Annotated in this window: 27 protein-coding genes and 2 pseudogenes; 22 read left to right on the forward strand and 7 right to left on the reverse strand. The window is 35.0% G+C overall.

The window, feature by feature from the left end; translation table 11 throughout:
• Positions 1 to 36 precede the first annotated feature (36 nt).
• Both AC1Q51_RS21975 and AC1Q51_RS21980 read left to right on the forward strand, forming a co-directional pair.
• The gene (locus AC1Q51_RS21975; protein WP_000075943.1) at positions 37 to 945 is read left to right on the forward strand and encodes a chemotaxis protein; all 909 of its coding nucleotides are present in this window, start codon (positions 37 to 39) and stop codon (positions 943 to 945) included.
• A gap of 741 nt (positions 946 to 1,686) precedes the next feature.
• Positions 1,687 to 2,634: a DNA-binding domain-containing protein gene (locus AC1Q51_RS21980; RefSeq protein WP_000274682.1), complete on the forward strand. Its 948-nt coding sequence runs from the start codon at positions 1,687 to 1,689 to the stop codon at positions 2,632 to 2,634.
• Positions 2,635 to 2,729: 95 nt separating this feature from the next.
• Here AC1Q51_RS21980 and AC1Q51_RS21985 read toward each other — a convergent pair.
• Both AC1Q51_RS21985 and AC1Q51_RS21990 read right to left on the reverse strand, forming a co-directional pair.
• Positions 2,730 to 3,525, reverse strand: a pseudogene (locus AC1Q51_RS21985) (flagellin N-terminal helical domain-containing protein).
• A 257-nt stretch (positions 3,526 to 3,782) separates the two neighbouring features.
• Positions 3,783 to 5,120 (reverse strand): flagellin N-terminal helical domain-containing protein, encoded by a 1,338-nt coding sequence (locus AC1Q51_RS21990; RefSeq protein WP_090976005.1) that lies wholly within the window; start codon positions 5,118 to 5,120, stop codon positions 3,783 to 3,785.
• Positions 5,121 to 5,377: 257 nt separating this feature from the next.
• Here AC1Q51_RS21990 and AC1Q51_RS21995 point away from each other — a divergent pair, with 257 nt between their 5' ends.
• From AC1Q51_RS21995 to AC1Q51_RS22080, 18 genes are all read left to right on the forward strand, one after another.
• Positions 5,378 to 6,163 carry a lytic transglycosylase domain-containing protein gene (locus AC1Q51_RS21995; RefSeq protein ID WP_090976007.1) on the forward strand — a complete coding sequence of 262 codons (786 nt, stop codon included), beginning with the start codon at positions 5,378 to 5,380 and terminating at the stop codon, positions 6,161 to 6,163.
• Between the two features lie 62 nt (positions 6,164 to 6,225).
• Positions 6,226 to 6,450, forward strand: coding sequence for a flagellar motor switch protein FliN (locus tag AC1Q51_RS22000; RefSeq protein ID WP_000775712.1), 225 nt, complete (start codon positions 6,226 to 6,228; stop codon positions 6,448 to 6,450).
• 14 nt (positions 6,451 to 6,464) lie between these two features.
• Positions 6,465 to 7,451 carry a flagellar motor switch protein FliM gene (gene fliM / locus AC1Q51_RS22005; RefSeq protein WP_000012361.1) on the forward strand — a complete coding sequence of 329 codons (987 nt, stop codon included), beginning with the start codon at positions 6,465 to 6,467 and terminating at the stop codon, positions 7,449 to 7,451.
• Between the two features lie 10 nt (positions 7,452 to 7,461).
• The gene (gene fliN / locus AC1Q51_RS22010) at positions 7,462 to 7,821 is read left to right on the forward strand and encodes a flagellar motor switch protein FliN (RefSeq protein WP_000680010.1); all 360 of its coding nucleotides are present in this window, start codon (positions 7,462 to 7,464) and stop codon (positions 7,819 to 7,821) included.
• 12 nt (positions 7,822 to 7,833) lie between these two features.
• Entirely contained in the window at positions 7,834 to 8,154 is a 321-nt protein-coding gene (locus tag AC1Q51_RS22015) for a hypothetical protein (RefSeq protein WP_000121178.1), read from the forward strand.
• Positions 8,151 to 8,909, forward strand: a complete 759-nt coding sequence (locus AC1Q51_RS22020; RefSeq protein WP_001220582.1) for a flagellar type III secretion system pore protein FliP — start codon at positions 8,151 to 8,153, stop codon at positions 8,907 to 8,909. The genes AC1Q51_RS22015 and AC1Q51_RS22020 overlap by 4 nt, the downstream gene beginning before the upstream one ends.
• Positions 8,910 to 8,942: 33 nt before the next feature.
• Positions 8,943 to 9,218 carry a flagellar biosynthetic protein FliQ gene (locus tag AC1Q51_RS22025; protein ID WP_001098080.1) on the forward strand — a complete coding sequence of 92 codons (276 nt, stop codon included), beginning with the start codon at positions 8,943 to 8,945 and terminating at the stop codon, positions 9,216 to 9,218.
• Between the two features lie 15 nt (positions 9,219 to 9,233).
• Positions 9,234 to 9,995: a flagellar biosynthetic protein FliR gene (locus tag AC1Q51_RS22030; RefSeq protein ID WP_001055695.1), complete on the forward strand. Its 762-nt coding sequence runs from the start codon at positions 9,234 to 9,236 to the stop codon at positions 9,993 to 9,995.
• Positions 9,996 to 10,005: 10 nt separating this feature from the next.
• Complete coding sequence (flhB, locus tag AC1Q51_RS22035) at positions 10,006 to 11,052, forward strand: flagellar type III secretion system protein FlhB (RefSeq protein ID WP_492331711.1); 1,047 nt, start codon at positions 10,006 to 10,008, stop codon at positions 11,050 to 11,052.
• Between the two features lie 23 nt (positions 11,053 to 11,075).
• A complete protein-coding gene (flhA, locus tag AC1Q51_RS22040) occupies positions 11,076 to 13,142 on the forward strand; it encodes a flagellar biosynthesis protein FlhA (RefSeq protein ID WP_016082170.1) in 2,067 nt (688 codons plus the stop codon).
• A gap of 14 nt (positions 13,143 to 13,156) precedes the next feature.
• Positions 13,157 to 14,467, forward strand: a complete 1,311-nt coding sequence (gene flhF / locus AC1Q51_RS22045) for a flagellar biosynthesis GTPase FlhF (RefSeq protein WP_071730842.1) — start codon at positions 13,157 to 13,159, stop codon at positions 14,465 to 14,467.
• 42 nt (positions 14,468 to 14,509) lie between these two features.
• Positions 14,510 to 15,283 (forward strand): flagellar basal-body rod protein FlgG, encoded by a 774-nt coding sequence (locus AC1Q51_RS22050; protein WP_090976009.1) that lies wholly within the window; start codon positions 14,510 to 14,512, stop codon positions 15,281 to 15,283.
• 169 nt (positions 15,284 to 15,452) lie between these two features.
• On the forward strand, positions 15,453 to 16,751 hold the full coding sequence (locus tag AC1Q51_RS22055; protein WP_492331712.1) for an NtaA/DmoA family FMN-dependent monooxygenase: 1,299 nt from the start codon (positions 15,453 to 15,455) through the stop codon (positions 16,749 to 16,751).
• A 138-nt stretch (positions 16,752 to 16,889) separates the two neighbouring features.
• Complete coding sequence (locus AC1Q51_RS22060) at positions 16,890 to 17,600, forward strand: alanyl-tRNA editing protein (RefSeq protein WP_088114225.1); 711 nt, start codon at positions 16,890 to 16,892, stop codon at positions 17,598 to 17,600.
• 17 nt (positions 17,601 to 17,617) lie between these two features.
• Positions 17,618 to 18,454, forward strand: a complete 837-nt coding sequence (locus AC1Q51_RS22065; RefSeq protein ID WP_000343355.1) for a TrmB family transcriptional regulator — start codon at positions 17,618 to 17,620, stop codon at positions 18,452 to 18,454.
• Entirely contained in the window at positions 18,447 to 19,172 is a 726-nt protein-coding gene (locus AC1Q51_RS22070; RefSeq protein WP_090976013.1) for an AzlC family ABC transporter permease, read from the forward strand. Before AC1Q51_RS22065 ends, AC1Q51_RS22070 begins: the two co-directional genes overlap by 8 nt.
• Positions 19,163 to 19,474, forward strand: coding sequence for an AzlD domain-containing protein (locus AC1Q51_RS22075; protein ID WP_000425944.1), 312 nt, complete (start codon positions 19,163 to 19,165; stop codon positions 19,472 to 19,474). Before AC1Q51_RS22070 ends, AC1Q51_RS22075 begins: the two co-directional genes overlap by 10 nt.
• A gap of 62 nt (positions 19,475 to 19,536) precedes the next feature.
• The gene (locus AC1Q51_RS22080) at positions 19,537 to 19,707 is read left to right on the forward strand and encodes a DUF3951 domain-containing protein (RefSeq protein ID WP_000602245.1); all 171 of its coding nucleotides are present in this window, start codon (positions 19,537 to 19,539) and stop codon (positions 19,705 to 19,707) included.
• A gap of 25 nt (positions 19,708 to 19,732) precedes the next feature.
• On the opposite strand, the pseudogene AC1Q51_RS22085 reads toward AC1Q51_RS22080, so the two are convergent.
• The 5 genes and pseudogenes from AC1Q51_RS22085 to AC1Q51_RS22105 all read right to left on the reverse strand — a co-directional run bounded on the left by AC1Q51_RS22085 (position 19,733) and on the right by AC1Q51_RS22105 (position 22,773).
• Positions 19,733 to 20,092 (reverse strand): annotated as a pseudogene (locus AC1Q51_RS22085) (hypothetical protein).
• A gap of 113 nt (positions 20,093 to 20,205) precedes the next feature.
• A complete protein-coding gene (locus AC1Q51_RS22090) occupies positions 20,206 to 20,790 on the reverse strand; it encodes a dienelactone hydrolase family protein (RefSeq protein WP_090976015.1) in 585 nt (194 codons plus the stop codon).
• Positions 20,791 to 20,792: 2 nt separating this feature from the next.
• Complete coding sequence (locus AC1Q51_RS22095; protein WP_097853432.1) at positions 20,793 to 21,128, reverse strand: antibiotic biosynthesis monooxygenase family protein; 336 nt, start codon at positions 21,126 to 21,128, stop codon at positions 20,793 to 20,795.
• A 184-nt stretch (positions 21,129 to 21,312) separates the two neighbouring features.
• Positions 21,313 to 21,492: an H-type small acid-soluble spore protein gene (locus AC1Q51_RS22100; protein WP_001025734.1), complete on the reverse strand. Its 180-nt coding sequence runs from the start codon at positions 21,490 to 21,492 to the stop codon at positions 21,313 to 21,315.
• A gap of 66 nt (positions 21,493 to 21,558) precedes the next feature.
• Positions 21,559 to 22,773 carry a helix-turn-helix domain-containing protein gene (locus tag AC1Q51_RS22105; RefSeq protein WP_000212337.1) on the reverse strand — a complete coding sequence of 405 codons (1,215 nt, stop codon included), beginning with the start codon at positions 22,771 to 22,773 and terminating at the stop codon, positions 21,559 to 21,561.
• Between the two features lie 119 nt (positions 22,774 to 22,892).
• Here AC1Q51_RS22105 and AC1Q51_RS22110 point away from each other — a divergent pair, with 119 nt between their 5' ends.
• Together AC1Q51_RS22110 and AC1Q51_RS22115 are read left to right on the forward strand one after the other, a co-directional pair.
• The gene (locus AC1Q51_RS22110) at positions 22,893 to 24,161 is read left to right on the forward strand and encodes an MFS transporter (RefSeq protein WP_065228583.1); all 1,269 of its coding nucleotides are present in this window, start codon (positions 22,893 to 22,895) and stop codon (positions 24,159 to 24,161) included.
• A gap of 126 nt (positions 24,162 to 24,287) precedes the next feature.
• Positions 24,288 to 24,812, forward strand: coding sequence for a COG3014 family protein (locus AC1Q51_RS22115; protein WP_000736425.1), 525 nt, complete (start codon positions 24,288 to 24,290; stop codon positions 24,810 to 24,812).
• The last annotated feature ends 25 nt before the right edge of the window (positions 24,813 to 24,837 follow it).

Consider the following 24,837-nt stretch of genomic DNA (forward strand, 5'->3'; position numbering starts at 1 on the left):
GATATACGGAATTAATGGAAGGGGAGCGACACCTTTATGTCACAAGCACAAAGTATTTTATTAGAAAGCGGAACAAATGAATTAGAGATTGTTACGTACACTGTTGGTGAAAACCTATTTAGTATTAATGTAATGAAAGTACGTGAAATCATTAATCCATTCCCTGTTACAACTGTGCCAGAATCTCATCATGCAGTTGAAGGTGTTGTTCAAGTACGTGGTGAAATTTTACCTGTTATTAACTTAGCAATGGCTCTTAATTTAAAGTCAACAAAGCCACTTGATCAAACGAAATTTATCATCTCAGAATTAAACCAAATGAAAGTTATTTTCCGCGTTGATGAAGTGCATCGTATTCAACGTATTTCATGGGAACAAATTGATGAACCAGCTTCATTATCTATGGGACTAGAAGAAACGACATCTGGTATTGTAAAACTAGATGGAAAAATCATCTTACTATTAGATTATGAAAAAATTGTATGTGAAATTAGCGGCACTGGTTATGACAATAAGTCAATTGCAGGATTAGAACAAAAAACAGATCGAGCTGAAAAAGTAATTTACATTGCAGAAGATTCAGCGATGCTTCGCCAAATATTAGAAGAAACATTATCATCAGCTGGATATACAAAAATGAACTTCTTCAGCAATGGTGCAGAAGCGTTAGCGCAAATTGAAAAATTAGCGAAAGAGCAAGGCGAAAAAATGTTTGAGCATATTCACTTGCTAATTACGGATATTGAAATGCCAAAAATGGATGGACATCATTTAACGAAAGTGGTTAAGGATAGTGAAGTAATGAATCGTTTACCAGTCATTATTTTCTCTTCATTAATTACAAATGAATTATTCCATAAAGGTGAAGCTGTAGGAGCAAATGCTCAAGTAAGTAAGCCAGATATTCAAGAGCTAATTGGTTTAGTTGATAAGTTAGTGCTTTAAAAGCTTCTATTTAGCCAGAATAGAAGCTCTAGCTAAGTGTTGAGCAGTCAGTGCTTAATAGAGCCCTATGCGATGTTGAGACCAGACATATGGAGTGGTTATAGGTAAGTAGAAGAGCTGGCGTATAACATTTTTCTATTTAGTAGGAATAGGGGAACTACTTATGTAAGGAAGTTTTTAGTGATTAATAGAGTCTTATGCGATGTGAGTTCAGAGGTATGAAGTAGTTTTAGGTAAGAAGAAGTGAGACTTTGATTGAGGATCTGAAGACTGGATTTATAACTCTATTCTGTTAGAGAGGGGAAGGAATTAGCCAATGCTACATATGGCTAATTCCTTTTTAGTATTCTATACTTTAAGCTGGTAGAAAAATGAAAGGTTTCTTGGGTGTTTGTCGCTGTATGTGTGAATAATCTTTATTTAGAGATTTTTGATTTAAAAATATAAGCAAACGTATTTTCGATGGTTATTTTAGTAATATTTCGTGGTAACGCAAATTTTTTCGGTGAAAAAATATTCAAAATACCATATAATATAATTAAATGTAATTAATATGTAATTTTGCATATTAATAAAAAAACATTTTCCAAATTTTTATACTTTCTATACATTTTTGTATGTTAATTATTTGACAGATAATTTCGAACTGTTATAATATGGATATGTAAAAATTGCTATTTTCTTAAAAGACATGGGAGTCAGATGAGAATTGTGAAAGGATGAGGGGGAGTGGCACAGATTATGTATCACCACACAGCAATTAATGTATTAGGTCTTTTACAAAACATGTCAAATAATAAAATGAACGATATGCAACTAGAGGTGGAATTTAAAAAAATAGAAAAAGAATTCCAAGTAAAGTATGAAGAATTAGTTGATTTACATAATAGAATGGTATTATTTCAAATAGATATAGAAAAAAATGGCGGGATGCGAGCATATGAAAAATCAGCAATTACATGGCTGAAGTCTGAACTAGAGCTATTGTATGAAGTGTATCAATTTTGTCAACGTCACGGTTTAAACATTTTAAATATTTCAAAATACGTAAGTAAAAATGAACTAAATCTTTTTCCAAAAACAGAAAGTCAATTGCAAAATACGTATTATAAATTGAAAAAACGTGAAATACCGTTTGAAAATATTGAAAAACAAAAACCAGGACGAAAGAGAAAATATATACCAGTAAAAGAGACAATCGTTGCAAGAAAACAAGAAAATGAGTACGAATTAAAAGAAGAAATCCAGCATAAAGAGGATGAAAAAAATCTTGTAACAGTTATATCTGGTATCGTTGATAACTTTGAAACAATTAATCAGTGTAGTGAAAGGAAAGAAGACGAACTACATCAGTTTATGGAAGGTATTTATAAGCTTTCTAGCATGGCAGCAGGGCGTTCTAGAGAAGCAAAGAATACACGTAGCTTAGAAGGTGAATTGCAGTCGTTACAACTAGAAAATGAAAGGTTAAAACGAGAGAAAGAAGAGCTTGTACAAGATATTAAAGGCATGACGCAGCTTTTAATTCATTTCATTACAAGTTCTGATATCGATCAAATTCGTAAATTACCAACTTTCGTACAAGATTGTAAAATGGAATTACATAAACTAGGGCTATATAATGCACAAGACGGTAAAATGAAAATTATGGTTGATCGTAGTGGACAAGTTATGACCGTAACACAGTAAAAAAATTTGGGTACAAAATAAAAGGGAGATACATAGTTTATATGTATTTCCCTTTTATTTTGTATGGAATCGTTCCAAAGATGGAAGATGAACTTTTACGATTGTAGTAGTTTAGAAACCATTTGCGGTATTTGATTAGCTTGTGAAACCATACTAAGTGCAACTTCAGTTAACAATTTAAACTTTAAAAAATCGCTCATTTCCTGCGCCATATCCGCATCTTCAATTCGAGATGCAGCATCTGTTAGGGCCATACTTTGGCTATTTAAATTTTCAATATTAAACTGTAAACGATTCATCATAGCACCGAGATCAGCACGATGAAGTGATACATTTTGTAAAGCCTCTTCAATTTTACGAATTGCAGCTCTTGCTTCTTGCTCTGTTGAAATCTTGATGTCGTGTTGTGCAGGGGAAGGGGGAATATGTTTCGTCATATTTATTGTATGACCGATATCGTCTAATGTAACAGGGCGGTTTTGACCACCAAATACGGATAAATCATTAAACTCAGTCGTCTCGCCAATATAGCCAATTTGTTCTGTTAAAGACTGAAACTCTTTATTCAGCGAATCACGATTTGCATTTGAATTTGTACCGTTTGAGGATTGAACGGCTAAATCACGCATACGCTGTAAAATATTCGTCACAGTTTGAAGGGCAGCTTCCGCCGTGCGAAGCATCGATATCGCATCCTCATTATTACGAATCGCCACGCGCATACCACTTGCTCTCGCATGCATCCGAGTCATAATTGCAATATTGGTTATCAGAAGCATGGTTTAACTTCTTACCAGTCGCCAAATGCTCAATCGTAACATTCATACGTTTCTCATTCTCATACAACGACTGCCTAGCATTCATACTTAAAACATTCGTACCAATACGCATAATAGACACTCCTTATAGATTGATATAGTTAGTGTTCTAAAGCTAATAAAAGGTCATGAAAAGATAAAAGGATTATGCTTATTTGCTATTTGTGTTTTAACATAAGAGGGGATCAAGATAAGCACTGACCGCTTCTATGCACCGCAGATGCTTTCTTCCACATAAAAAAGAAGGTTTTATAAATAATCTATCTATATAGAAAAAAATAAACCTCTCCGCAAGCAGAGAGGTTTATTCAGGAAACTAACTCAAATGGCTTATTGTAATAATTTAGAAACCATTTGTGGAGTTTGGTTTGCTTGAGAAAGCATGCTGATTCCAGCTTCGTTCAAGATTTTGAACTTAGTCATTTCAGACATTTCTTTCGCCATGTCAGCGTCTTCTACTTGAGAAGCAGCAGATGCCATACTAGATGCTTGGCTCTTAAGGTTGTTTACGTTAAAGTCTAGACGGTTTAATGTAGCACCTAAAGTTGCACGGTTGTCAGCAATATTTTTAATTGCTGCATCAATTGCTTTGATAGCTTGTAATGGGTTAGCAGCAGATTCATCAGCTGCAGTAGCGAAAGCTGGAGGTGCTGTCACTTGAGCTTTAAATTTAGCTGAAATAGTTTCAGCTGTTACAGGTGGTGTGGCACCTGGATTATAAGCATCGAAAGATTTTTGGATTTCATTTCTTTGCCCTTTTGTTAAGTGATCCTTAATTTTATTGAATTGTTCTTGAGCAGCTTTAACCTCAGCAGTAGATGACCCTACTTTAAGTCCTTCAATTACATTAGCAGCTTCAGTGTAGACCTCTTTAGAAACTTTAGCAGTTACAGGTGCTGTAATTTTACCGTAAGCTGTTGCAATTGCCTCAGCAGCTGTACCTTTATTAGCAGTTGCTGCGTTATCGTAATTATCGAATGCTTTAGCTAGCTCTCTAGAATCAGCATCAGTTAAAGCATCTTTAATTTCATCAAATGCTTTTTTTGCTTTTGCAACATCATCAGGAGTCGAACCTGTTGCTAATGCACCAATTGTATCAGTAGCATTATCAACTGCAGCTTGAGTAACTTTCGTAGAACCAATGCTTAGTGTATCAATTCCTAAAGCTTTAGTAGACGCACTTCCTAATTCAATGCCAATTTGTCTTGAACCATCTTCAGAGTCAAGAGTTTGGATGTTAATTGTTTTGTTAGAACCATCTAATAGGTTTTTATCGTTAAATTGTGTATTGCTTGAAATATAATCGATTTGTTTCTGTAATTCTGCAAATTCTTTTTGTAGTGCAACTTGGTTTTTATTTGTATTTGTTCCGTTTGCAGATTGGTTTGCAAGGTCACGCATACGAAGTAAGATGTTAGATACAGAACCTAATGCTGAGTCAGCTGTACGGATTAAAGACATACCGTCTTGTGTGTTGTTAGCTGCTACTCCTAATCCGCTTTCACGTGAACGCATACGAGTTGCGATTGCAAGACCTGCTGCATCGTCAGAAGCGTTGTTGATACGTTTACCGCTTGATAAACGGTCCATAGAGTTGCTCATTTTAGCTTGGTTTTGGCGCATGTACTCTTGAGTACGCATGCTGTTAATGTTTGTATTAATTCTCATGTTAAGAAACCCCCATTTTTTTATATTGACTTTTCTGCAAATTGAAAAACGGTAATATGCGAAAAAATCAATTTCGAGATTTATTGTAATCCTTGCTACAACGGGTGTCAACTAAAAATTCGAATTAATAAATATAAAAAAATAACAGTTTAACAATATATTCATTTTTTTATTACATAATTATTAAAAGGATTATTGCAAACTTTAAAAAAAAACTCTAATATTAGATTATCTTTGTTTACCGAAAAGGTGATATTATGATAGTTGGAAATATAGTAAAAGAAGTGCTTGCATATAAAAAAGGACAAATTCAGCAAAAGTTAAGTAGTCCACAAGCATTTGTGAGTAGTCGTTTTCAAGAGAAGTTGCAGAGTGAACCTGCGAAGGAGACGAAAGAAACTACGCAGCCGGCAAAAGTAGAGGATATGAGTCAGCCGGTACAATCTACGAAAATAGAAGCGGTTGTTAATAAACCGGCAGAAACTATTAATAAAGTAGAGGAAGCGAGTAAGCCTGAAGAAAAGGTTGAAAAGAAGAAAGCAGATGAAGTGCAAGTTGCGCAAAAAGAGTTTGAACGACGTTTCCCAGAAACGAAAAATGAGGCTGCTGATACGTGGGAATTAACGAAGAAGTATAATATTCAAAAAATACGTTCTTCCAATGAAGGGAAGTATGAGGATATTATTGATCGTGTAAGTCGTACATACGGAATTCCGAAAACGTTAATTCAAAAAATGATTGAAGTAGAGTCTAATTTTAATCCGAAAACGGTGTCACATGCAGGTGCGATGGGTCTTATGCAACTTATGCCAGCGAATGTGAAAGAGATGGGTGTGAAGAATCCATTTTCACCAGCTGAAAGTATTGAAGGTGGCGTGAAAGAGTTAAGCGGTTATTTAAAGAAAAATAACGGCGACTTAGTATTGGCACTTGCTTCTTACAATGCTGGTCCTGGTAATGTGAGAAAGTACGGAGGCGTACCGCCATTTAAAGAAACGCAAGGATATATTAAAAAAATATTAAATATCGACGTTTCAAAATAAGAAGTTTCATATATAGAGAGAACATGAAATTTTCGTGAACATGATATGGGAGTTGGCTAGATTTGAAATTACAAGATGATATTCCGTTAACAATTTATTTTGAAATCGGAAATACGAAAAAGAAAATTGAAGATCTGCTTCATATTACGAAAGGTACATTGTATCGTCTTGAAAATTCAACGAAAAATACGGTGCGTCTTATGCTTGAGAATGAAGAGATTGGAACCGGAAAGATTTTGACGAAGAATGGGAAGATGTACGTTGAAATCGTTGAATTGAAAAGGTAGGGAAGGGGATTGTCATGAGTGGCGAAAAATTAAGCCAAGAGCAAATTGATGCCCTGCTGAAGGCGGTAAATGAAGGCGAGGAAATGCCAGCTTTCGCACAAGAAGCAGGAAAGCAAGAGAAATTTCAAGAGTATGATTTTAATAGACCAGAGAAGTTCGGTGTTGAGCATTTACGTAGTTTGCAAGCGATTGCTTCTACGTTTGGGAAACAGACGTCACAGACGTTATCAGCGCGTATGCGTATTCCAATTGAACTAGAGCCTTCAACGGTTGAGCAAGTTCCATTTACGAGTGAGTATGTGGAGAAAATGCCGAAAGATTATTATTTATATTGCGTAATTGATCTCGGTTTACCAGAGCTTGGAGAAATTGTTATTGAGATTGATTTAGCATTCGTTATTTATATTCATGAATGTTGGCTTGGCGGAGATAGTAAGCGTAACTTTACGATGCGCAGACCGTTAACAGCATTTGAGTTTTTAACGCTTGATAATATATTCTTGCTTCTTTGTAAAAATTTAGAGCAATCATTTGAAAGTGTTGTTGCGATTGAACCGAAATTTGTAACAACGGAAACAGATCCGAATGCATTAAAGATTACGACAGCGAGCGATATCATTTCATTACTTAACGTAAATATGAAAACAGATTTTTGGAATACGACGGTGCGTATCGGGATTCCGTTCTTATCTGTTGAAGAAATTATGGATAAGTTAACGTCTGAAAATATTGTCGAACATTCTTCGGACAAACGTAGGAAGTATACGTCTGAAGTGGAAGTGAAAGTAAATCAAGTGTACAAACCTGTTCACGTTGCGATTGGTGAGCAGAAAATGACAATGAGTGAGATTGAACAAATTGAAGAAGGCGATATTATTCCGCTTCATACGAAAGTTTCGGATGAATTACTTGGTTATGTAGATGGAAAGCATAAATTTAATTGTTTTATTGGAAAAGATGGAACGCGTAAGGCGCTCCTATTTAAAAGTTTTGTAGAGTAGGAGGATCCATATGAAGCATGAAGTATCTCCTGTGTCATTAATGGGATTAGAAGATTTTGCAGGAAAGCGAAATGAAGCAGGTAAAGCACATATTGATACTGTTTCAGATATTTCGATTGAACTTGGTGTAAAGCTTGGAAAGTCATCTATTACGCTCGGTGATGTAAAGCAGTTAAAAGTTGGCGATGTTCTTGAAGTAGAGAAAAACTTAGGACATAAAGTAGATGTGTATTTAAGTAATATGAAAGTCGGCATCGGTGAAGCAATTGTAATGGACGAGAAATTCGGTATTATCATTTCTGAAATTGAAGCTGATAAGAAACAAGCGGCGCTTATGAAAGCGCAAAGTCAAATGCAAGATAAAGAGTAGAGGAGGAGTCATATGTCGTATATGACGACCTTATTTCAAGTCGTTTTACTGTTTGGTGCGCTCGGTTACGGTGCATATTATATGACGAAAAAGACGCGCAAACAGCAGTTTTTTAAGCAGGGTGAAAATGGCCATATTCAAGTAAAAGACGGCGTGTATTTAAATCATCAAACGAGTGCCTTTTTATTTGAAGTGGACGGAAAGCAAGTGTTCACTGTTATTAGTAATAACGGTGTGCAGTCTGTGCAATTAACCGGAACAGGAAATCAGTTTCAACAAGCACTAGAAGACGCGGTGAAGACTGAAACGAAAAAAGTAGAGGATCCATCATGAGAATAAAGAAACAGTTATCATTATTAGCCGTTATTTTCGTATTTTCTATCGTTTTTTCAATTATTTTTGTAAATCCAGCGTATGCGGCCCCGAACGGTTTTATTAATTTCGAAAATGGAAAAGAGTTTACGAGTAATTCAAGTGTACAACTATTTGCGCTCGTTACCCTTTTATCATTATCTTCTTCTATCGTTCTATTATTTACACATTTTACTTATTTTATGATCGTTCTTGGGATTACACGTCAAGGACTTGGGGTAATGAATTTACCACCAAACCAAGTGCTTGTTGGACTTGCATTATTTTTATCACTCTTTACGATGCAGCCTGTACTCGGGCAACTGAAGAGCGATGTGTGGGATCCGATGACGAAAGAGAAAATAACAGTAAGCCAAGCTGCGGAAACGACAGCTCCTATTATGAAAGAATATATGTCAAAGCATACGTATAAGCATGATTTGAAAATGATGCTGAAAGTACGCGGAGAAGAGTTGCCGAAAGATTTGAAAGATCTTTCCTTATTTACACTCGTACCATCCTTTACGTTAACGCAAATTCAAAAAGGTTTACTAACAGGGATGTTCATTTATTTAGCATTTGTATTTATAGATTTGATTATTAGTACACTTTTAATGTACCTCGGGATGATGATGGTACCGCCGATGATTTTAAGTTTACCGTTTAAAATACTCGTTTTCGTATATTTAGGTGGATATACAAAAATCGTCGATATTATGTTTAAGACGGTCGCCTGAAGCGCTTGATGCTATGTGATAGGAGTCATATAAATGAATACGTCACCAATTATAGATATTTTCCAAACCTTTTTTTATAAAGGGGTTATGATTTTAATGCCGATTGCCGTTGTAAGTCTGATTGTCGTTATTATTATCGCGGTTATTATGGCAATGATGCAAATTCAAGAGCAAACGCTGACGTTTTTACCGAAAATGGCGAGTATTGTGCTCGTTATTATCATTTTAGGTCCGTGGATGTTCCAAGAGTTAACGATGCTTATTTTAGATTTATTTGATAAAATCCCATCGCTATTGCGTTCGTACTAAGATAGGTGAACTGAAATGAATATGGAATTATGGGCGGCGACGTTTTTTGCGTTTTGTCGCATTACTTCATTTTTATATTTTCTACCGTTTTTCTCAGGTCGATCAATTCCGGCGATGGCAAAGGTTACATTTGGACTTGCTCTTTCAATTACAGTGGCCGATCAAGTGGATGTCTCTCACATCAAGACAGTTTGGGACGTTGCAGCTTATGCAGCAACGCAAATTGTAATTGGTTTATCACTTTCAAAAATTGTAGAGATGCTGTGGAACATTCCGAAAATGGCAGGGCATATTTTAGACTTTGATATCGGTTTATCACAAGCAAGTTTGTTTGATGTAAATGCGGGCTCACAGTCTACTTTACTATCAACCATTTTTGATATATTTTTTCTTATTATTTTTATTTCACTTGGCGGCATTAACTATTTCGTTGCCACGATTTTAAAGTCGTTTCAATATACAGAGGCGATTTCAAAATTGTTGACGACTAGTTTTTTAGATAGTCTACTCGCAACGTTATTATTTGCGATCACATCAGCGGTTGAAATTGCTCTGCCGCTTATGGGAAGTTTATTCATCATTAACTTTGTTCTAATTTTAATTGCAAAAAATGCTCCGCAATTAAACGTTTTTATGAATGCATACGTAATTAAAATTACATGTGGTATTTTGTTTATTGCGATGAGTGTACCGATGCTCGGTTATGTGTTTAAAAATATGACGGATGTATTACTTGAAGAATATACGAAACTATTTAACTTTTTCTTAACGAAGTAGGGGGACGCGCATGGCAAAGGATAATAAAACAGAAAAGGCCACCCCGCAGAAGCGTAAAAAATCGCGTGAAGAAGGGAATATTGCCCGGAGTAAAGATTTAAATAATTTATTTTCCATTCTCGTATTAGCAGTTGTCGTTTATTTCTTCGGAGATTGGCTAGGTTATGAGATTGCAAATTCCGTAGCGGTGCTGTTTGATCAAATTGGAAAAAATACAGATTCAACCGAGTATTTTTATTTAATGGGGATTTTATTACTGAAAGTATCGGCTCCGATATTAATACTCGTATATGCTTTTCATTTATTCAATTATATGATTCAAGTCGGCTTCCTATTTTCTTCTAAAGTCATTAAACCGAAAGCGTCACGTATCAATCCGAAAAACTATTTTACGAGATTGTTTAGTCGTAAAAGTTTAGTAGATATTTTGAAATCACTGTTTTATATGGGATTAATCGGTTACGTTTCGTACGTTCTTTTTAAAAAGAATTTAGAGAAAATCGTCAGTATGATTGGATTTAACTGGACTGCGTCACTTACTGAAATTATTAGGCAAATTAAATTTATCTTCTTAGCAATTTTAATTATTTTAATCGTTCTTTCTATTATCGATTTCATTTATCAAAAATGGGAGTATGAACAAGATATTAAGATGAAAAAAGAAGAAGTGAAACAAGAGCATAAAGATAATGAAGGGGACCCGCAAGTAAAGGGGAAACGAAAAAACTTTATGCATGCGATCTTGCAAGGGACAATCGCGAAGAAGATGGATGGTGCAACGTTTATTGTAAACAACCCGACGCATATTTCAGTGGTGCTTCGGTACAATAAACAAGTTGATGCGGCGCCTATTGTCGTTGCAAAAGGGGAAGAGGAGCTCGCATTATATATACGAACGCTTGCCCGTGAACATGAAATACCAATGGTGGAAAACCGTCCGCTTGCTCGTTCTTTATATTATCAAGTCGAGGAAGATGAGACAATTCCTGAAGATTTATACGTAGCTGTAATTGAAGTTATGCGCTATTTAATTCAAACGAATGAACTTGAAGTATAATAGCGCGTTTGGAGGGGATCTCTTTGTTTAAGATGGATTCTGCAAGAACCTATTTTTCTATCTTTTTAGCAGCGTCATTCGTTGTGGCGCTCTTAATTCCACTTCCACCATTTATACTTGATATCGTTATCGTTTTTCTACTAAGTATGTCAGTGCTTATTTATATGCGAGCGACAAGTATTAACGAGTGGGATGAGTTAAAGTCATTTCCGACGATGTTGTTATTAATCGGGATTTTCCGCGTATCGATTAACGTTTCGACGACGCGAGCGATTTTAACAGACGGAAATGCGGGTCATGTTATTGAAGAGTTTGGCCAGTTCGTAATTGGCGGGAACTTATTAATTGGTATCGTTATTTTTATAGTTTTAATCATATTTCAGTTTATCGTTGCAAACGGTGCGTCTCGTACAGCTGAAGTAGCAGCTCGTTTTACACTTGATTCTTTACCAGGGAAACAAATGTCTATCGATGCTGATTTAAACCAGCGTATTATTTCAGAAAAAGATGCACAGGCAAAACGTAAAAAATTAAATATGGAAACAGAGTTTTACGGAGCGATGGATGGTGCCGGAAAGTTCATTAAAGGGGACGTTATTTTCGGGATTGTCATTTTATTCGTAAACATTATTTTCGGTTTAATTGTCGGAATGATGCAGCAAGGAATGAGCTTTGCAGATGCAGCTCTTCATTATACACAGTTAACTGTCGGTGACGGAATCGTAAACCAAATCGGTTCGTTAATGCTTGCAATTTCAACAGGTATTATCGTAACGCGTGTATTTGACGGCTCACCGGATACAGTAACAGAAGGTATCTTTAAAGAGCTATTAGCACATGAAGTCGTTGTATATGCACTTGGTGGTTTATTTATTGCAATGGGTATTTTTACTCCGCTACCGTTTTTACCATTCGCACTCGTTGGTGGAACGATTATCTTCTTAGGCATTCGTAATAAAAATCGAATAAAGAAAGAAAAAGAAGACGAGCTTCAAAAAGAATTAGAAATGATTCAAGGTGAAGATGAGCAACTGCAACAAGTGGAAGATTCATTCGGAGTATTTACGGATAAATATCCGATTATTGTAGAACTCGGTTTAGATTTAGCAGCACTTGTAAAGCAGAAAATTAACGGGGAAACAGCTCGTGATAAAGTTGTTCTTATGCGGAAGTCGATTATTACTGACCTCGGTATTAACGTTCCTGGAATTAACTTTAAAGATAATACGAGTTTTAGACCACGTGGTCGTTACATTATTCGTATTAAAGGTGCGAAGGCGGCTGAAGGTGTTTTAAAATCAGGTTATTTATTAGCACTGAAAACACCGAACGTAATGGCTGATTTAGATGCAGAGCCAGCGAAAGATCCAATTTTCGGTGAAGATGGATATTGGATTTTAGAGCATATGGTGCAAGATGCACAAATGAAAGGCTATCAAGTGTTAGAGCCACTTAGCATATTAATTACACATTTAGATGTTATCGTTAGACGTAATCTTCATGAATTAATTCAGCGTCAACATGTAAAAGACTTAATTAACTCGCTTGAAAATGATAATGGCGTTCTATTAGAAGAGATTAAGAAGAAAGAAATTGATTTATCACTCGTTCAAAATGTTATTAAACAACTTCTAAAAGAAGGTATTTCTATTCGTGATTTACCAACAATTATTGAAGGTATTATTGACGGAAAAGAAGTGTATCAAAACCACGTTGACGGTGTGACATCATTTGTTCGTGAATGTATTTCAAAAGTTATTTGTGAAAATGCGAAAAATCCGGACGGAAAAATATATGCAGCGCTCTTCTCTGATTCAATTGAGTTAGATGCGGATGTTGTGAATAATTCATATCAAGGTTACTTATTAAACTGGGATTTAGATTTAGAAACACGTGTCGTTGAGCAAGTGCAACGCGTCTTTAAGCAAGCACGTTTAATGGGAAGAGAACCAGTGTTATTAACACGTAGAAAAGATTTTAGATTTGCGATTGTAAGACTGCTAGAACGTTATCAAGTGGAAGCACAAGTACTTTGTATTAGCGAATTAGCACCAGAAATTGTTGTGGATCAAATTGCCTATATTGAATAGTAGGGGGTGAAGTAATGGAAAGTACAGAAAAGAAAGAAGCGTTAATGCGAATAAAAGCAGCTTCGAAAAATGAATTGTATCGAAAGTTATTTGACCAATATGGTACAGATTATTATTACGTTGTCGATGAAAGTGTAAAACGAAATATACCGTTTTTCTGGAAAAAGGATTATGAAATGTTAGTTGCTTTTCCAGAAGAAAAACAGGAAGAAGTGAATGAAGGTACAGCACAATTTCATGAACAGTTAATGGATGTCGTGAATGATCCTTCAGAACAAATTGTGAAGGCGAATGGAATTCAATCAGTACTGCACAATTTAGAAAACGTAACGACTTCTATGTCATACGCGGCAATGCAAACAGGAAATAGTGAAGAATGGGCAAGAAAAAAAGAAAAACTATTAAAGCTGTTTGAAAAAGGGATTGTCGTGGTGAAACAGACGAAAGAAACGGAAGTACCGAAAAAGAAAAAAGTTGTGAAACAAGTCGTTCCGGTAAAGAAAGAAGAAGTAGTTCCAAAGAAAGAAAATCAAGAATCTGTACCGTTTATTATTCAAAAAGTAATTCGGATGCTAGAACAAAACGATGTAGAACAATATTTCATTTATGCATATGCTGAAAAGTTAAAAATAAAGTTTGAAAATGCAACGATGATTACAGAAGAAGAAGTTATCAGGTACATATTGGAAGATATGAAATCTCATTTCAATACGGAAAACGTCTTTGAAAAAGAAGTACAAACAATCGCATTAATCGGTCCAACTGGTGTTGGTAAAACGACGACGCTTGCGAAAATGGCATGGCAATTTCACGGTAAGAACAAAACAGTTGGTTTTATAACGACAGATCATTCGCGCATAGGGACAGTGCAGCAATTGCAAGATAACGTAAAAACAATTGGATCTGAAGTAATTGCTGTGCGTGATGAAGCTGCAATGACAAGAGCGCTTACGTATTTTAAAGAAGAAGCACGCGTCGATTATATTTTAATTGATACAGCCGGAAAAAATTATCGTACGACAGAAACAGTGGAAGAAATGATTGAAACGATGGGACAAGTAGAACCAGATTATATTTGTTTAACGTTATCAGCTTCGATGAAAAGTAAAGATATGATTGAAATCATTACAAACTTTAAAGATATTCATATAGATGGTATTGTGTTTACAAAATTTGATGAAACAGCAAGTAGTGGTGAATTGTTGAAAATTCCAGCAGTATCATCAGCTCCTATTGTATTAATGACAGACGGCCAAGACATAAGGAAAAATATACATATCGCTACAGCTGAACATTTAGCGAAACAAATGTTACAAACATCGTAGAAAAGAGGTGAAGAATAAGGCGCTTGCCTTATTCAAACGAATATGAACGGTCTTTATATAGGTTCTATGGGTATGATGAACTACATGCAGCGAATTAATGTTCATTCGAATAACGTTGCAAATGCTCAAACGACAGGATTTAAAGCAGAAAATATGACGTCTAAAGTATTTGATGTACAAGACACATATCGCCGCGGAGATGGGGCGGTAACAAATATCGGTTCGGTCGATTATGCTGTAGTACCAGCTGCAACACATGTGAATTTAGTACAAGGAAATATACAAATGACAAATAGCGCTACAGATTTCTTTTTAGATGACGGCGCAGCCGGCACAGCATCATTTTTCGTTACTTCTAAAAATGATGAAACGTTTTTAACGAGAGATGGTAGTTTCACATTAAATAGTGATCGTTATTTACAAACATCTTCAGGTGCTTTCGTAATGGGAGAGAATAATGAGCGTATTCGTATTCCGGAAGGAGCAAAGGTTGCTGTACAAGCAGACGGTACATTATATGATGAAGTAACACAAAATAATATTGCTCGTTTACAAACAAAAACAGTAGATGCAGAAACGAATGCTCGACTCGTGCAACGTGAAAATAAAAGCTTTACACTAGCAGAAGGAAACATTGCTAATTTACCGAACGGAACAGGAATAGTAAAAAATCATATGCTAGAAAATTCAAATGTAGATATGACGAAAGAGATGGCCGATCTTATGACGGATCAAAAGATGATTCAAGCATCACAGCGCGTTATGACGTCATTTGATAAAATTTATGAAAAAGAAGCGAATGAAATATTGAGATAAAGGACTTCCAAAAGTGGGAGTCTTTTTTGTTATTGCTTTTATTACAGTTACATCATAAAATGATAATGATTATCAATATCATTATATCTTTTTTCATAAGAATAGAATTTCATAATGACAGCAACATTTGTTTAACTAAGTGAATTAAAAACAAGGGGATGGTGTATATATGTCTACAAAGAATCAACTTTGCATTGGATTATGTTTAATTTCTAGAAAGAAAGAAGAATTGAATGAGTTTAATTCCGGAATTGATGAACAAGTAGAGTTGGCACTACAGGCAGAAAAGGCTAAGTTAGATTTTGTTTTTAAAGCCGATTATTTAGTGGCGCACCCAGATTTAATTGCTCGTAATAAAGGGAGTGTCATTTTAGACCCGACGTTACTGTTTACTGCTATTGCTTATGCGACAGAAAAAATTGGAGTCGTTACAACTGCTTCAACTTCGTTTTATCCACCATATATATTAGCAAGGCAATTACAATCGTTACACTGGATTAGTAACGGCCGAGTAGGGTGGAATATTGTTACATCCATTGACGGTGCTGAAAACTTTGGTGAGGAAGGGATGCCATCATCTGAGGAACGATACGCGAAAGCGGCAGAATGTACAGAGTTAGTAAGAAAACTTTGGAGGAGTCACCCTAATGAAGTATTGAAAGTAGATAATACTGATGTTATTAGAGAGATGGTAAAGCCTATTGAGCATAATGGTGAGTACTTTAAGGTAAAAGGTCCACTTAATATTCCGCAGCATATATCAGGAGAAATGCCATTATTTCAAGCCGGTGCTTCAGAGTCTGGTCGGAATTTTGCTGCTTCTGTTGCTGATGCAATTTTTGCTGCAACGCCAGATGTAGAGTCAGGTATTGAACTTCGTCAAGATTTAAGAAGAAGAGCAGAACAGCATGGCCGCAAGCAAGATGCTATACGTGTATTACCTGGATTATATTTCTTTATAGGTGATACATATGAAGAAGCGTTAGAAATGCATAGGCAAGCTCATCAACATCTCACAAAAGAGAAGAGATATACGTTACTTGAAATGGTTCTCGGATTAGATGCGAGAGGGATTCCGCTAGAAAGTAAAATTACGGAAGAGATGCTGCCAAGTCGGGATCAAACTGTTCGCAGTAAAACTCATGCCGAGTTATTACGGAACTTCATTATTAAAAATGAACCAACAGTTGAACAAATACTAGAACGACCAGAAGTTGTTGGATCGGCTCATTGGGTTGCAGTTGGTACACCAAAAGACGTTGCGAAGCAAATTATGGATAGGTTTGAGGCAGGGGCGTTAGATGGATTTATTGCCATTCCAGGAGGACCTCCAAAGTCACTAGATCTATTCTTTAGTGAAGTCATCCCTTTATTTGTGAAGGCGGGTGTATTTAGGGAAGAGTATACAGGTTGTACTTTACGGGAGCATTTGGCGGGGAACATATTAAATACTTTACAGTTAAAATAAATAATAGTATGTAGAAAAAAGCCTTATTGTAAAAGGCTTTTTTTGTTTAAAATTAAAAATTCTGAAATATAAGTTGACTGTATGAATGTTATTTTTTATATTAGTAGGTATAACTATAACTACTAAAGAGGTGAGAGTATGACAACGGCATTATATTTAGAAGATGCATACAAAACGAGTTGTGAAACAGAAGTGATAAAAGTAGAAGGGAATAAAGTATTTGTAAAAGAAACAGTTTTTTATCCAACTGGTGGAGGGCAGGAATGTGATACGGGTGTTATTGTACAAGATGGGTCTGTATTTGAGGTTGAAAAAGTAAAGAAGGAGCAGGGAGAAATAGTTCACTATATAAAAGATGAAGCTCAAGTAAAATTAGGTCCAGTTAAATTAGAGATGAATTGGGAAAGACGTCATAATTTAATGCGTCATCACTCTTTACTGCATCTTATCGGAGCTGTTGTTTATGAAAAGTATGGAGCTCTATGCACCGGAAACCAAATTTATCCTGATAAAGCCCGTATCGATTTTAATGAGTTACAAGAGTTATCGAGCGTGGAAGTAGAAGAAATTGTTGAGGAAGTGAATAAACTTATTGAGCAAAATAAAGAAATTTCCACTCGCTATATGAGCCGCGAAGAAGCAGAAAATGCTGTAGGAATGATTAAAACAGCAATAAATCTCCTGCCAACTACTATCCAAGAAATCCGCATTGTTACAATTGAAAATTTAGACGAACAAGCTTGTGGAGGCACACATGTGAAAAATACGAGTGAAATAGGAACACTTGTTATTGATAAAGTAAAAAGTAAAGGGAAGCAAAATCGTCGTTTTGAAGTAAGGGCGATTTAGATTGTGAGGGGTTACCGATGGATGAAATTATAAAGGAATTACAAAAGTTAGGATTTTCCCAGTATGAATGTAAAGCGTATATTGGATTGTTAAAACACTCCCCAGTAACAGGCTATGAAGTGAGTAAACAAACAGGAGTACCTCGTTCTATGATTTACGAGGTACTCGGTAAGTTAATGGATAAAGGAGCGGTGCATATTGTACCTTCTGAACCAGTTAAATATGTACCAGTACCAGCTACCGAATTAATGAATCGAATGCGAAAAGACTTTGAAAAATCCTTTGAATTTTTAGATGAGAAACTAAATTGTTTAGAACAAGAGCGACAAATAGATGTAATTTCGCATATTCGCTCAAATGATCGTGTTTTAAAAGAAATATGCAATATAATTAATAGGGCAAAGGAAGAGTTATGGATTTCTGTATGGGAAGATCAAGTGCATGAAATTGAGCCATACATTCATCAAAAGAAAGAGGAAGGCGTACATATATTTTCAATCTTATTTGGAGCTCCAGAAACAAAAATAGGAGCGACGTTTCATCATAATTATATGACGCCCCACGTTGTTGAAAAGAGAATGGGGGGTCATTTAACTGTTATTGCTCGTGATGGGGAGGAAGTATTAATTGCGAACTTCTCAAATGATAGCACTTCATGGGCCGTTACAACGTATGACCCAGCGCTAGTTCTCGTTGCGACAGAGTATGTGCGGCACGATATTATGGTTGAAGAAATCACAAAGGAATTTGGAGCTGATAAGTTAGATACGTTATGGCGTGAAAATATAGATTTAGTTCATGTCGTAACAGGAAAACGAACTTTAGAAGGAATGGAGGATGATAAGGATGAGTAAAGCTGAGGCACATGTAGCTTTGCAGAGCGATGATACATTTCAGCAAGGAGTAAAAGATTGTTTACCAACTGTATTTGGTTATTTGAGCATCGGTATAGCAGCTGGTGTAATTGCAAAAACAGCAGGTTTTTCTATCATTGAAATTGCATTTATGTCCACTTTAATTTATGCAGGTTCTGCCCAATTTATATTAGCTGGTATGTATGCAGCCGGTGCTCCTGCTTCCGCAATTATTTTTACTGTATTTTTTGTTAATTTACGCCATTTATTAATGAGCGCAGCGCTTGCACCGTACTTTACGAAAATTCCTCTATTTAAAAACGTAATCATCGGTTCGCAAATTACAGATGAAACTTTCGGCGTTGCAGTGCAGCATGCAGCGCAAAAAGGATATTTAGGTGAAAGATGGATGATTGGGCTTAACGTAACAGCGTATTTAAATTGGATACTTGCTACCATTATTGGTGGGCTATTTGGTGAGTGGATACCAGATCCACATACATACGGGATGGATTATGCATTACCAGCGATGTTTATCGGATTATTTGTTCTTCAGCTCATAAGTAGTAAACCAAAACTAGTAATTCATTTAAGTGTTGCAATTGTATCGATTATTATCGCATACGTTTCACACCTATTTATGCCAGATAGTATAGCGGTTATTATCGCAACATTACTAGCTGCGACGATTGGAGTGGTGATTGAAAAATGGAAATGAGATTAGATGTATTATTACTTTTACTAGCAGCAGGAGCTGTTACACTCGTGCCACGTATTTTACCTCTACTCGTATTTAGCAAACTACAAATTCCTGACTGGGGTTTAAAATGGTTAAATTACATACCAATTGCGATATTAGCAGCGCTTTTAGCACAAGTTTTATTTATGCATGAGACGATGCAGTGGGATTATCTTATTGCAGCAATTCCAACATTTCTTGTAGCGATATATACTCGTAGTTTATTAGGTACAGTATTAACGGGAGTGGTTGTGATTATTTTGTTACGTTTCTTTTTCTAAAAAGGATTTAGCTCATATAATAGCGAAAAGTGTAATAACATGAAAAATATAGGGGTGGTGTTATGATACTTTTAACGATAGGAGCAATTTTGTTAACGTTGTTTATTTTCTTTATTCTCGGTTTTATTACATTTATGATGTTTGTTGATAAGGCGACGCCTCAAATATATTATACACCTTGTGAATCAGTGACAGTGAAAGCTAAAGGTAAACATAGAAGGAAGAAAAGTTGAAAGTTGGCTTTTCTTCCTTCTTCTATTACATCCCCGAAAGAACTAACAACAATAACCAAAATAGAAAACTAATAAAGGAAAGAAAACCAATACATATCGAGAACACACGATTATTTCTTCATTCGTGCCAAAAAGCGATAAATCCTAAAATACAAAGGAAAAACCAAATGGGCAGGAATATGAACTCGCTAACTTTCTCGGGGAGTAACGAATAAAAAGTTGTTACATATAAAATCCAATTTGTAAAAAATAAAATGCAAATGATAATAGATTGTAAGTAGGAGCGGTTGAAAAATAGTCCTTTTTTTACGGTTTTAAAAATGATAGTTAGCGCTGAGATAAAGGCAATGAGTATGAAAACAAGTAAGAGTAATGTCAGCGTCATTCGAGTCTCCTTTATAAGATTGTTTTTATCACGCATGGGCAGTAAGACCCACACCTTAAAACTCAACGTAAGAAAAGAGATTAGGTGGGGGATGCCCCCCACTGATTGAAGTTTCACTTTACAAGAAATGAATCTATTAAATTGTATGCTTGTTTTGTAGAGTGCCTGTTATATTTTTCAGTGTACGGATTTAGAAATCCATGTTCACCGTGTAGTTGTTTTATTTCTAATAAAGGATTATTTTGTTGCTGCAATGTTTGAATTAAAGAGGATACTGAAAAACTAGCTTCTTTTTCAGGAAATATAAGTAGTGTAGCGCATGTAGGCTTTATGTGAACATAGTCGCGTATACGAGAACCGTAACATCCGATAATAAAATCTATTTTCGGATTGCTACTACATAGCCATGAGACGGTAGCTCCAACGCTAAAGCCGATAAGACCAATATGTGTATAACTACTAGAAAGATGAGAAATGAATTCTTCAATTTGCTTTTTTCCATAATCAAATCCAATATGATTTACAAAATGTTCATATGCTTTTTCTTCATCACTATAATGAAATGCATGTTGCGATTGTAGAAGGTTAGGACAGAATACGTCTATATGAGATGAAGTAAAGTGGTTGGTAACGTGATGCATATGGTCGTTCACACCATATATTTCATGAACAATAACGAGAGCTACTTTTTTCTTCATAGTTATATTGTGCCTCTTTGAAACTTAAATTCTTTCTCAACAAGGCAGATACGCAGGTGGAAGTTTTCATACCATTGCTCACGACCTCTTTTTTTCGCTTCTTTATGTAAGGCGTTCTTTTTCCAATTTTCAATCGCATCAAGTGATTCCCAATAAGAAATTGTTATTCCGAGTCCAGAATTACCTCGTGCACTTTCTACACTTAAAAATCCAGGTTGTTGCTTTGCAAGTTCCTCCATTTTTCCGGCAACGGTATTATAGTCTGTTGTATCATTTGATAAATTAGAAGTGAATATAACTGCATAATAAGGCTTGTTTTTTTCTAAATTAGATGCCATTATTTTTCCTCCTTAATGTATAGTACGAATAATTAATCCATAGTTTGTATTTTAGCAGGTCATAAAAAGAAAAGAAGTAGAAAATTCTTATTTTTTCAGCTCATGTAAAATAAAAGATTGAAGAAATTTATAATAAGTAATCTGAAATAAGAAAAATGCCACTTCAAAAGAGAAGTGGCATTTCTTATATTTCCTCTAAGCTATTAACTGGAACAGTTAATTCGCGTCCTGGGTTTTTTACTTCATATATGCGGGCGGTTTCATTGCTTTCATCGACGTGTTGAATCATAACAGGCATGCCTTGAAAACTGACATTGGCTTGTTCCGCTGACACAGAAAGCTCTATTGCACGTTGTATATTCATTTATATTCCTCCCATCATTATTATCTTTGCTAAAAAAGAGGAATAATATACCATTTAGAGACATTCTTAAAGTTTTTGTATTATTTGTAATGTTTCTTTAATAAATGAAGAAAAGATGGAATCAGGATAACCATCTATCGTTTGAACTGCTTCTTTTGCTTCTTTCAGAGCAGCTGGTTTATCTTGAAGTTCTATATGACACAGGGCACGATATGAGCCAGCTGTTAATAACCATGACTGATCAAGTGGATGACTCATATAATCTGGAATATTAGCACGTTTTAATGTTTCCAAAGCTTCCTCGTAACGTTTTAAACCATACAGAGATTTTCCTTTTTCAAGATAATACAATCCATCTTCTTGAAAAATCGGTACATCTTTTAGTTTTTCTCGGAATTGTTCTAAATGTTCTAATGCAATTGTATATTCATTTGTAACGGTATTGTAGTAATAAGCTTTTAATATATCTATATTTGCAGCGGATAAAGTATCTTCTGTAAAAATGGCAAATTGCTCCGATTTTTTTATGTAATATAAATATCGTTCTTTATCGGTTGTAATGATTTTTTGATAAGATAAAATACGGTAAAATTCATCTGTTTTATAATACACTTGATGTTTTTTTGAAAATGCAAGTGCATCTAAAATGATTTTTTCACATTTTTCATAATTACCATATGCGAGTAAAATAATTGCTTCTTTTAAATATAATTGTATATGTGTAATAAGATCCATTTCTAAATTCTTCGTTTTATATTCATCGCGAATTTTGGTAATCAACTGTAAACATTCTTTATATTTTTTCCGTTTGTAGAGCATATAGTAAAACAGTAATTTCGTTTCGGTACTTTCACGATACAAAGTATATTTTTCAAATATAGAAACAGCTGTTTCAACGTAATATTCAATATTATAATCGTTCATAATGGCCGCTCCAGTTATGAATTGTTTATATAAACGTGCTGTGTTTAAAGTAAGGGATAGTTCTTTTTGAACGATAGGTAGTAAAGTCTTGTATACTTCATCGCATTTATTTGATTTTATTAATGGCTCCATTTTTTGAATGAGTTCCACAATTTCTTCTTCATCTTCTTCTAATAAAAAGCTAGTTTCACATTCAAGTTTTTCCGCAATATATTGTAATGTTTTCATAGAAGGTGTAGCTTTTCCATTTTCAATTTGACTAAGCATACTTTTTGTCAGTTCCGAACCTGCCAGTGCTGTTTGCGTAAGCTTTTTATCTTTTCGTAATGCTTTAATTTTTTCACCGAGAGTTGCCATATTATTGCTCCTTTATATTTAAAAAGTTTAATTGTATTTAACTTTTTGTTGTGAAAATTGGAAAGTTGATTATATAATAAGTTTAACACAATTTAACTTTTAAGGGGAGAGAGTCAAAAATGGGAGATATAAGTATAGGACAACATGATTCAAGAATGAAGATTGCAACTAGAAATATCATTTTAATGATGATTGGAAAAATGACGTCTTTATTAGGCGCAGGTATTTATACGTTCGCAATGGGGTTATATGTATTAAAGACTACTGGTTCAGGGATGGGGTTTGCAATTACGCTCGTTTGCGGATCACTTCCAAGGATGATCTGTGGCCCAATTGCTGGTGCTGTAGCAGACCGTGTGAATCGAAAATGGCTTGTCATTGGTACTGATTTATTAAGTAGTTTAACGATGCTTAGTATGTTTATTCTTGCTACTATATTTGGGCCATCACTTCTTTTTATTTATATTTCAGCAGCATTATTATCAATTTGTGCAAGTTTTTATTCTGTTGCATTAACTTCGTCTATTCCGAGTTTAGTAGATGAAGGACGTATTCAAAAAGCGAGTGCTTTAAATCAAACGGCAGCTTCTTTATCAAATATTTTAGGACCGATTATTGGCGGAGTTGTATATGGTTTCTTTTCAATTAAATCGTTTTTCCTATTAAATAGCATTACGTTCTTTTTAGCGGTTATTTTGCAATTATTTATCGTATTTGATTTATATAAAAAAGAAGTGGCTGAAAGTACAGAGCATTTCTTGACGAGTATAAAAGAAGGTTTTTTATATGTAAAAAGACAACGTGAAATATATGGTTTAATGAAAATAGCATTGTGGGTAAACTTTTTTGCGTGTGGTCTAACAGTTGCACTTCCGTACATTATCGTCCATACATTACATTTATCTTCAAGGCAACTCGGTACTGTAGAGGGAATGTTAGCAGTCGGGATGCTAATGGGAGCGATTGCTTTATCAGTGCGTAAAGAAGTGAATAATCCATTTCGTTCTATTTATACTGGACTGTTTTTGTTTGCAGGTTTAAGTTTATGTACAGTCTTTCCGTTGTTAGTTGTCATTCCAAAAGTAGCAAGTTTTATTTACTATATTGCTTTTATGATGTTAACTGGTATAGCAATTATGATTGTAAACATTCCAATGCAAGTACATATGCAAAAAACGACAGATCCCAGCTACCTAGGGCGTGTGTTTGGCCTACTTGAAACAATTGCGACTGCAATCGCACCGCTTGGTATGATTGTATATGGACTACTATTAGATATGTTGCCAACTAGCATTGTTATGATGACAATAGGTGGAGGGTTATTGTTAGTTGTATTAGTTGGAGTAAAGCAACATATGGCGAAAAAACAAGTAGATGTGTCCGCTTAAAAATAAGAAAATAATAAAAATTTGACTTATCATTATAAAAATGACTAAATTAGTATTTTAGTTTTTGAAACTCTTTTTCATGTATGTTAAAGTAAAGTGAGCTTGCAAAGAAAAGGAGACAACAGCATGAAAAAATTAAGTTTTGTTATGCTTTTTCTATTAGTCGTAATGGCTGGATGTAGCAATTATGACACATATATTGAAACAGGTATGCAATCATTGAAAGATGAAAAGTATAGTGATGCAACAATGTGGTTCGAAAAAGCAGAAAAAGAGAAAGCAGGAAATGAAGCGAAATCATATAAAGAAGTTGCTGAGAGAATGGATCACGGAGCAACAGCATTAAAAGACGGTAAGTATTTAGAAGCGAAAGACATTGCAAATGAAGTGTTACAAAAGAAAAAAGATGATGAACTTGAAAAAGCTGTAACATCAAATGCAGAGAATATGCTTCAAAAAGCAAAAGATGTGGAAGAGAAAGTAAATGAAAGAGTGGCAAAGCGTAGAAAGGTAGAAGAAGAAGGAATCGATAAAATTATTAAAGCTGTCGATAGTATAGATGAAGTGAAAGAAAAAGAGAAGAAAGTATCAGAAGCATTAGATAAGGCTGAAGAGGCGCAAGCAAAAATTGAGGCAAAGAAAAATAAATAGATTTATAGTTTGAAAGGCTGTCGTG

It is taken from the genome of Bacillus sp. MT94 (assembly GCF_058792475.1).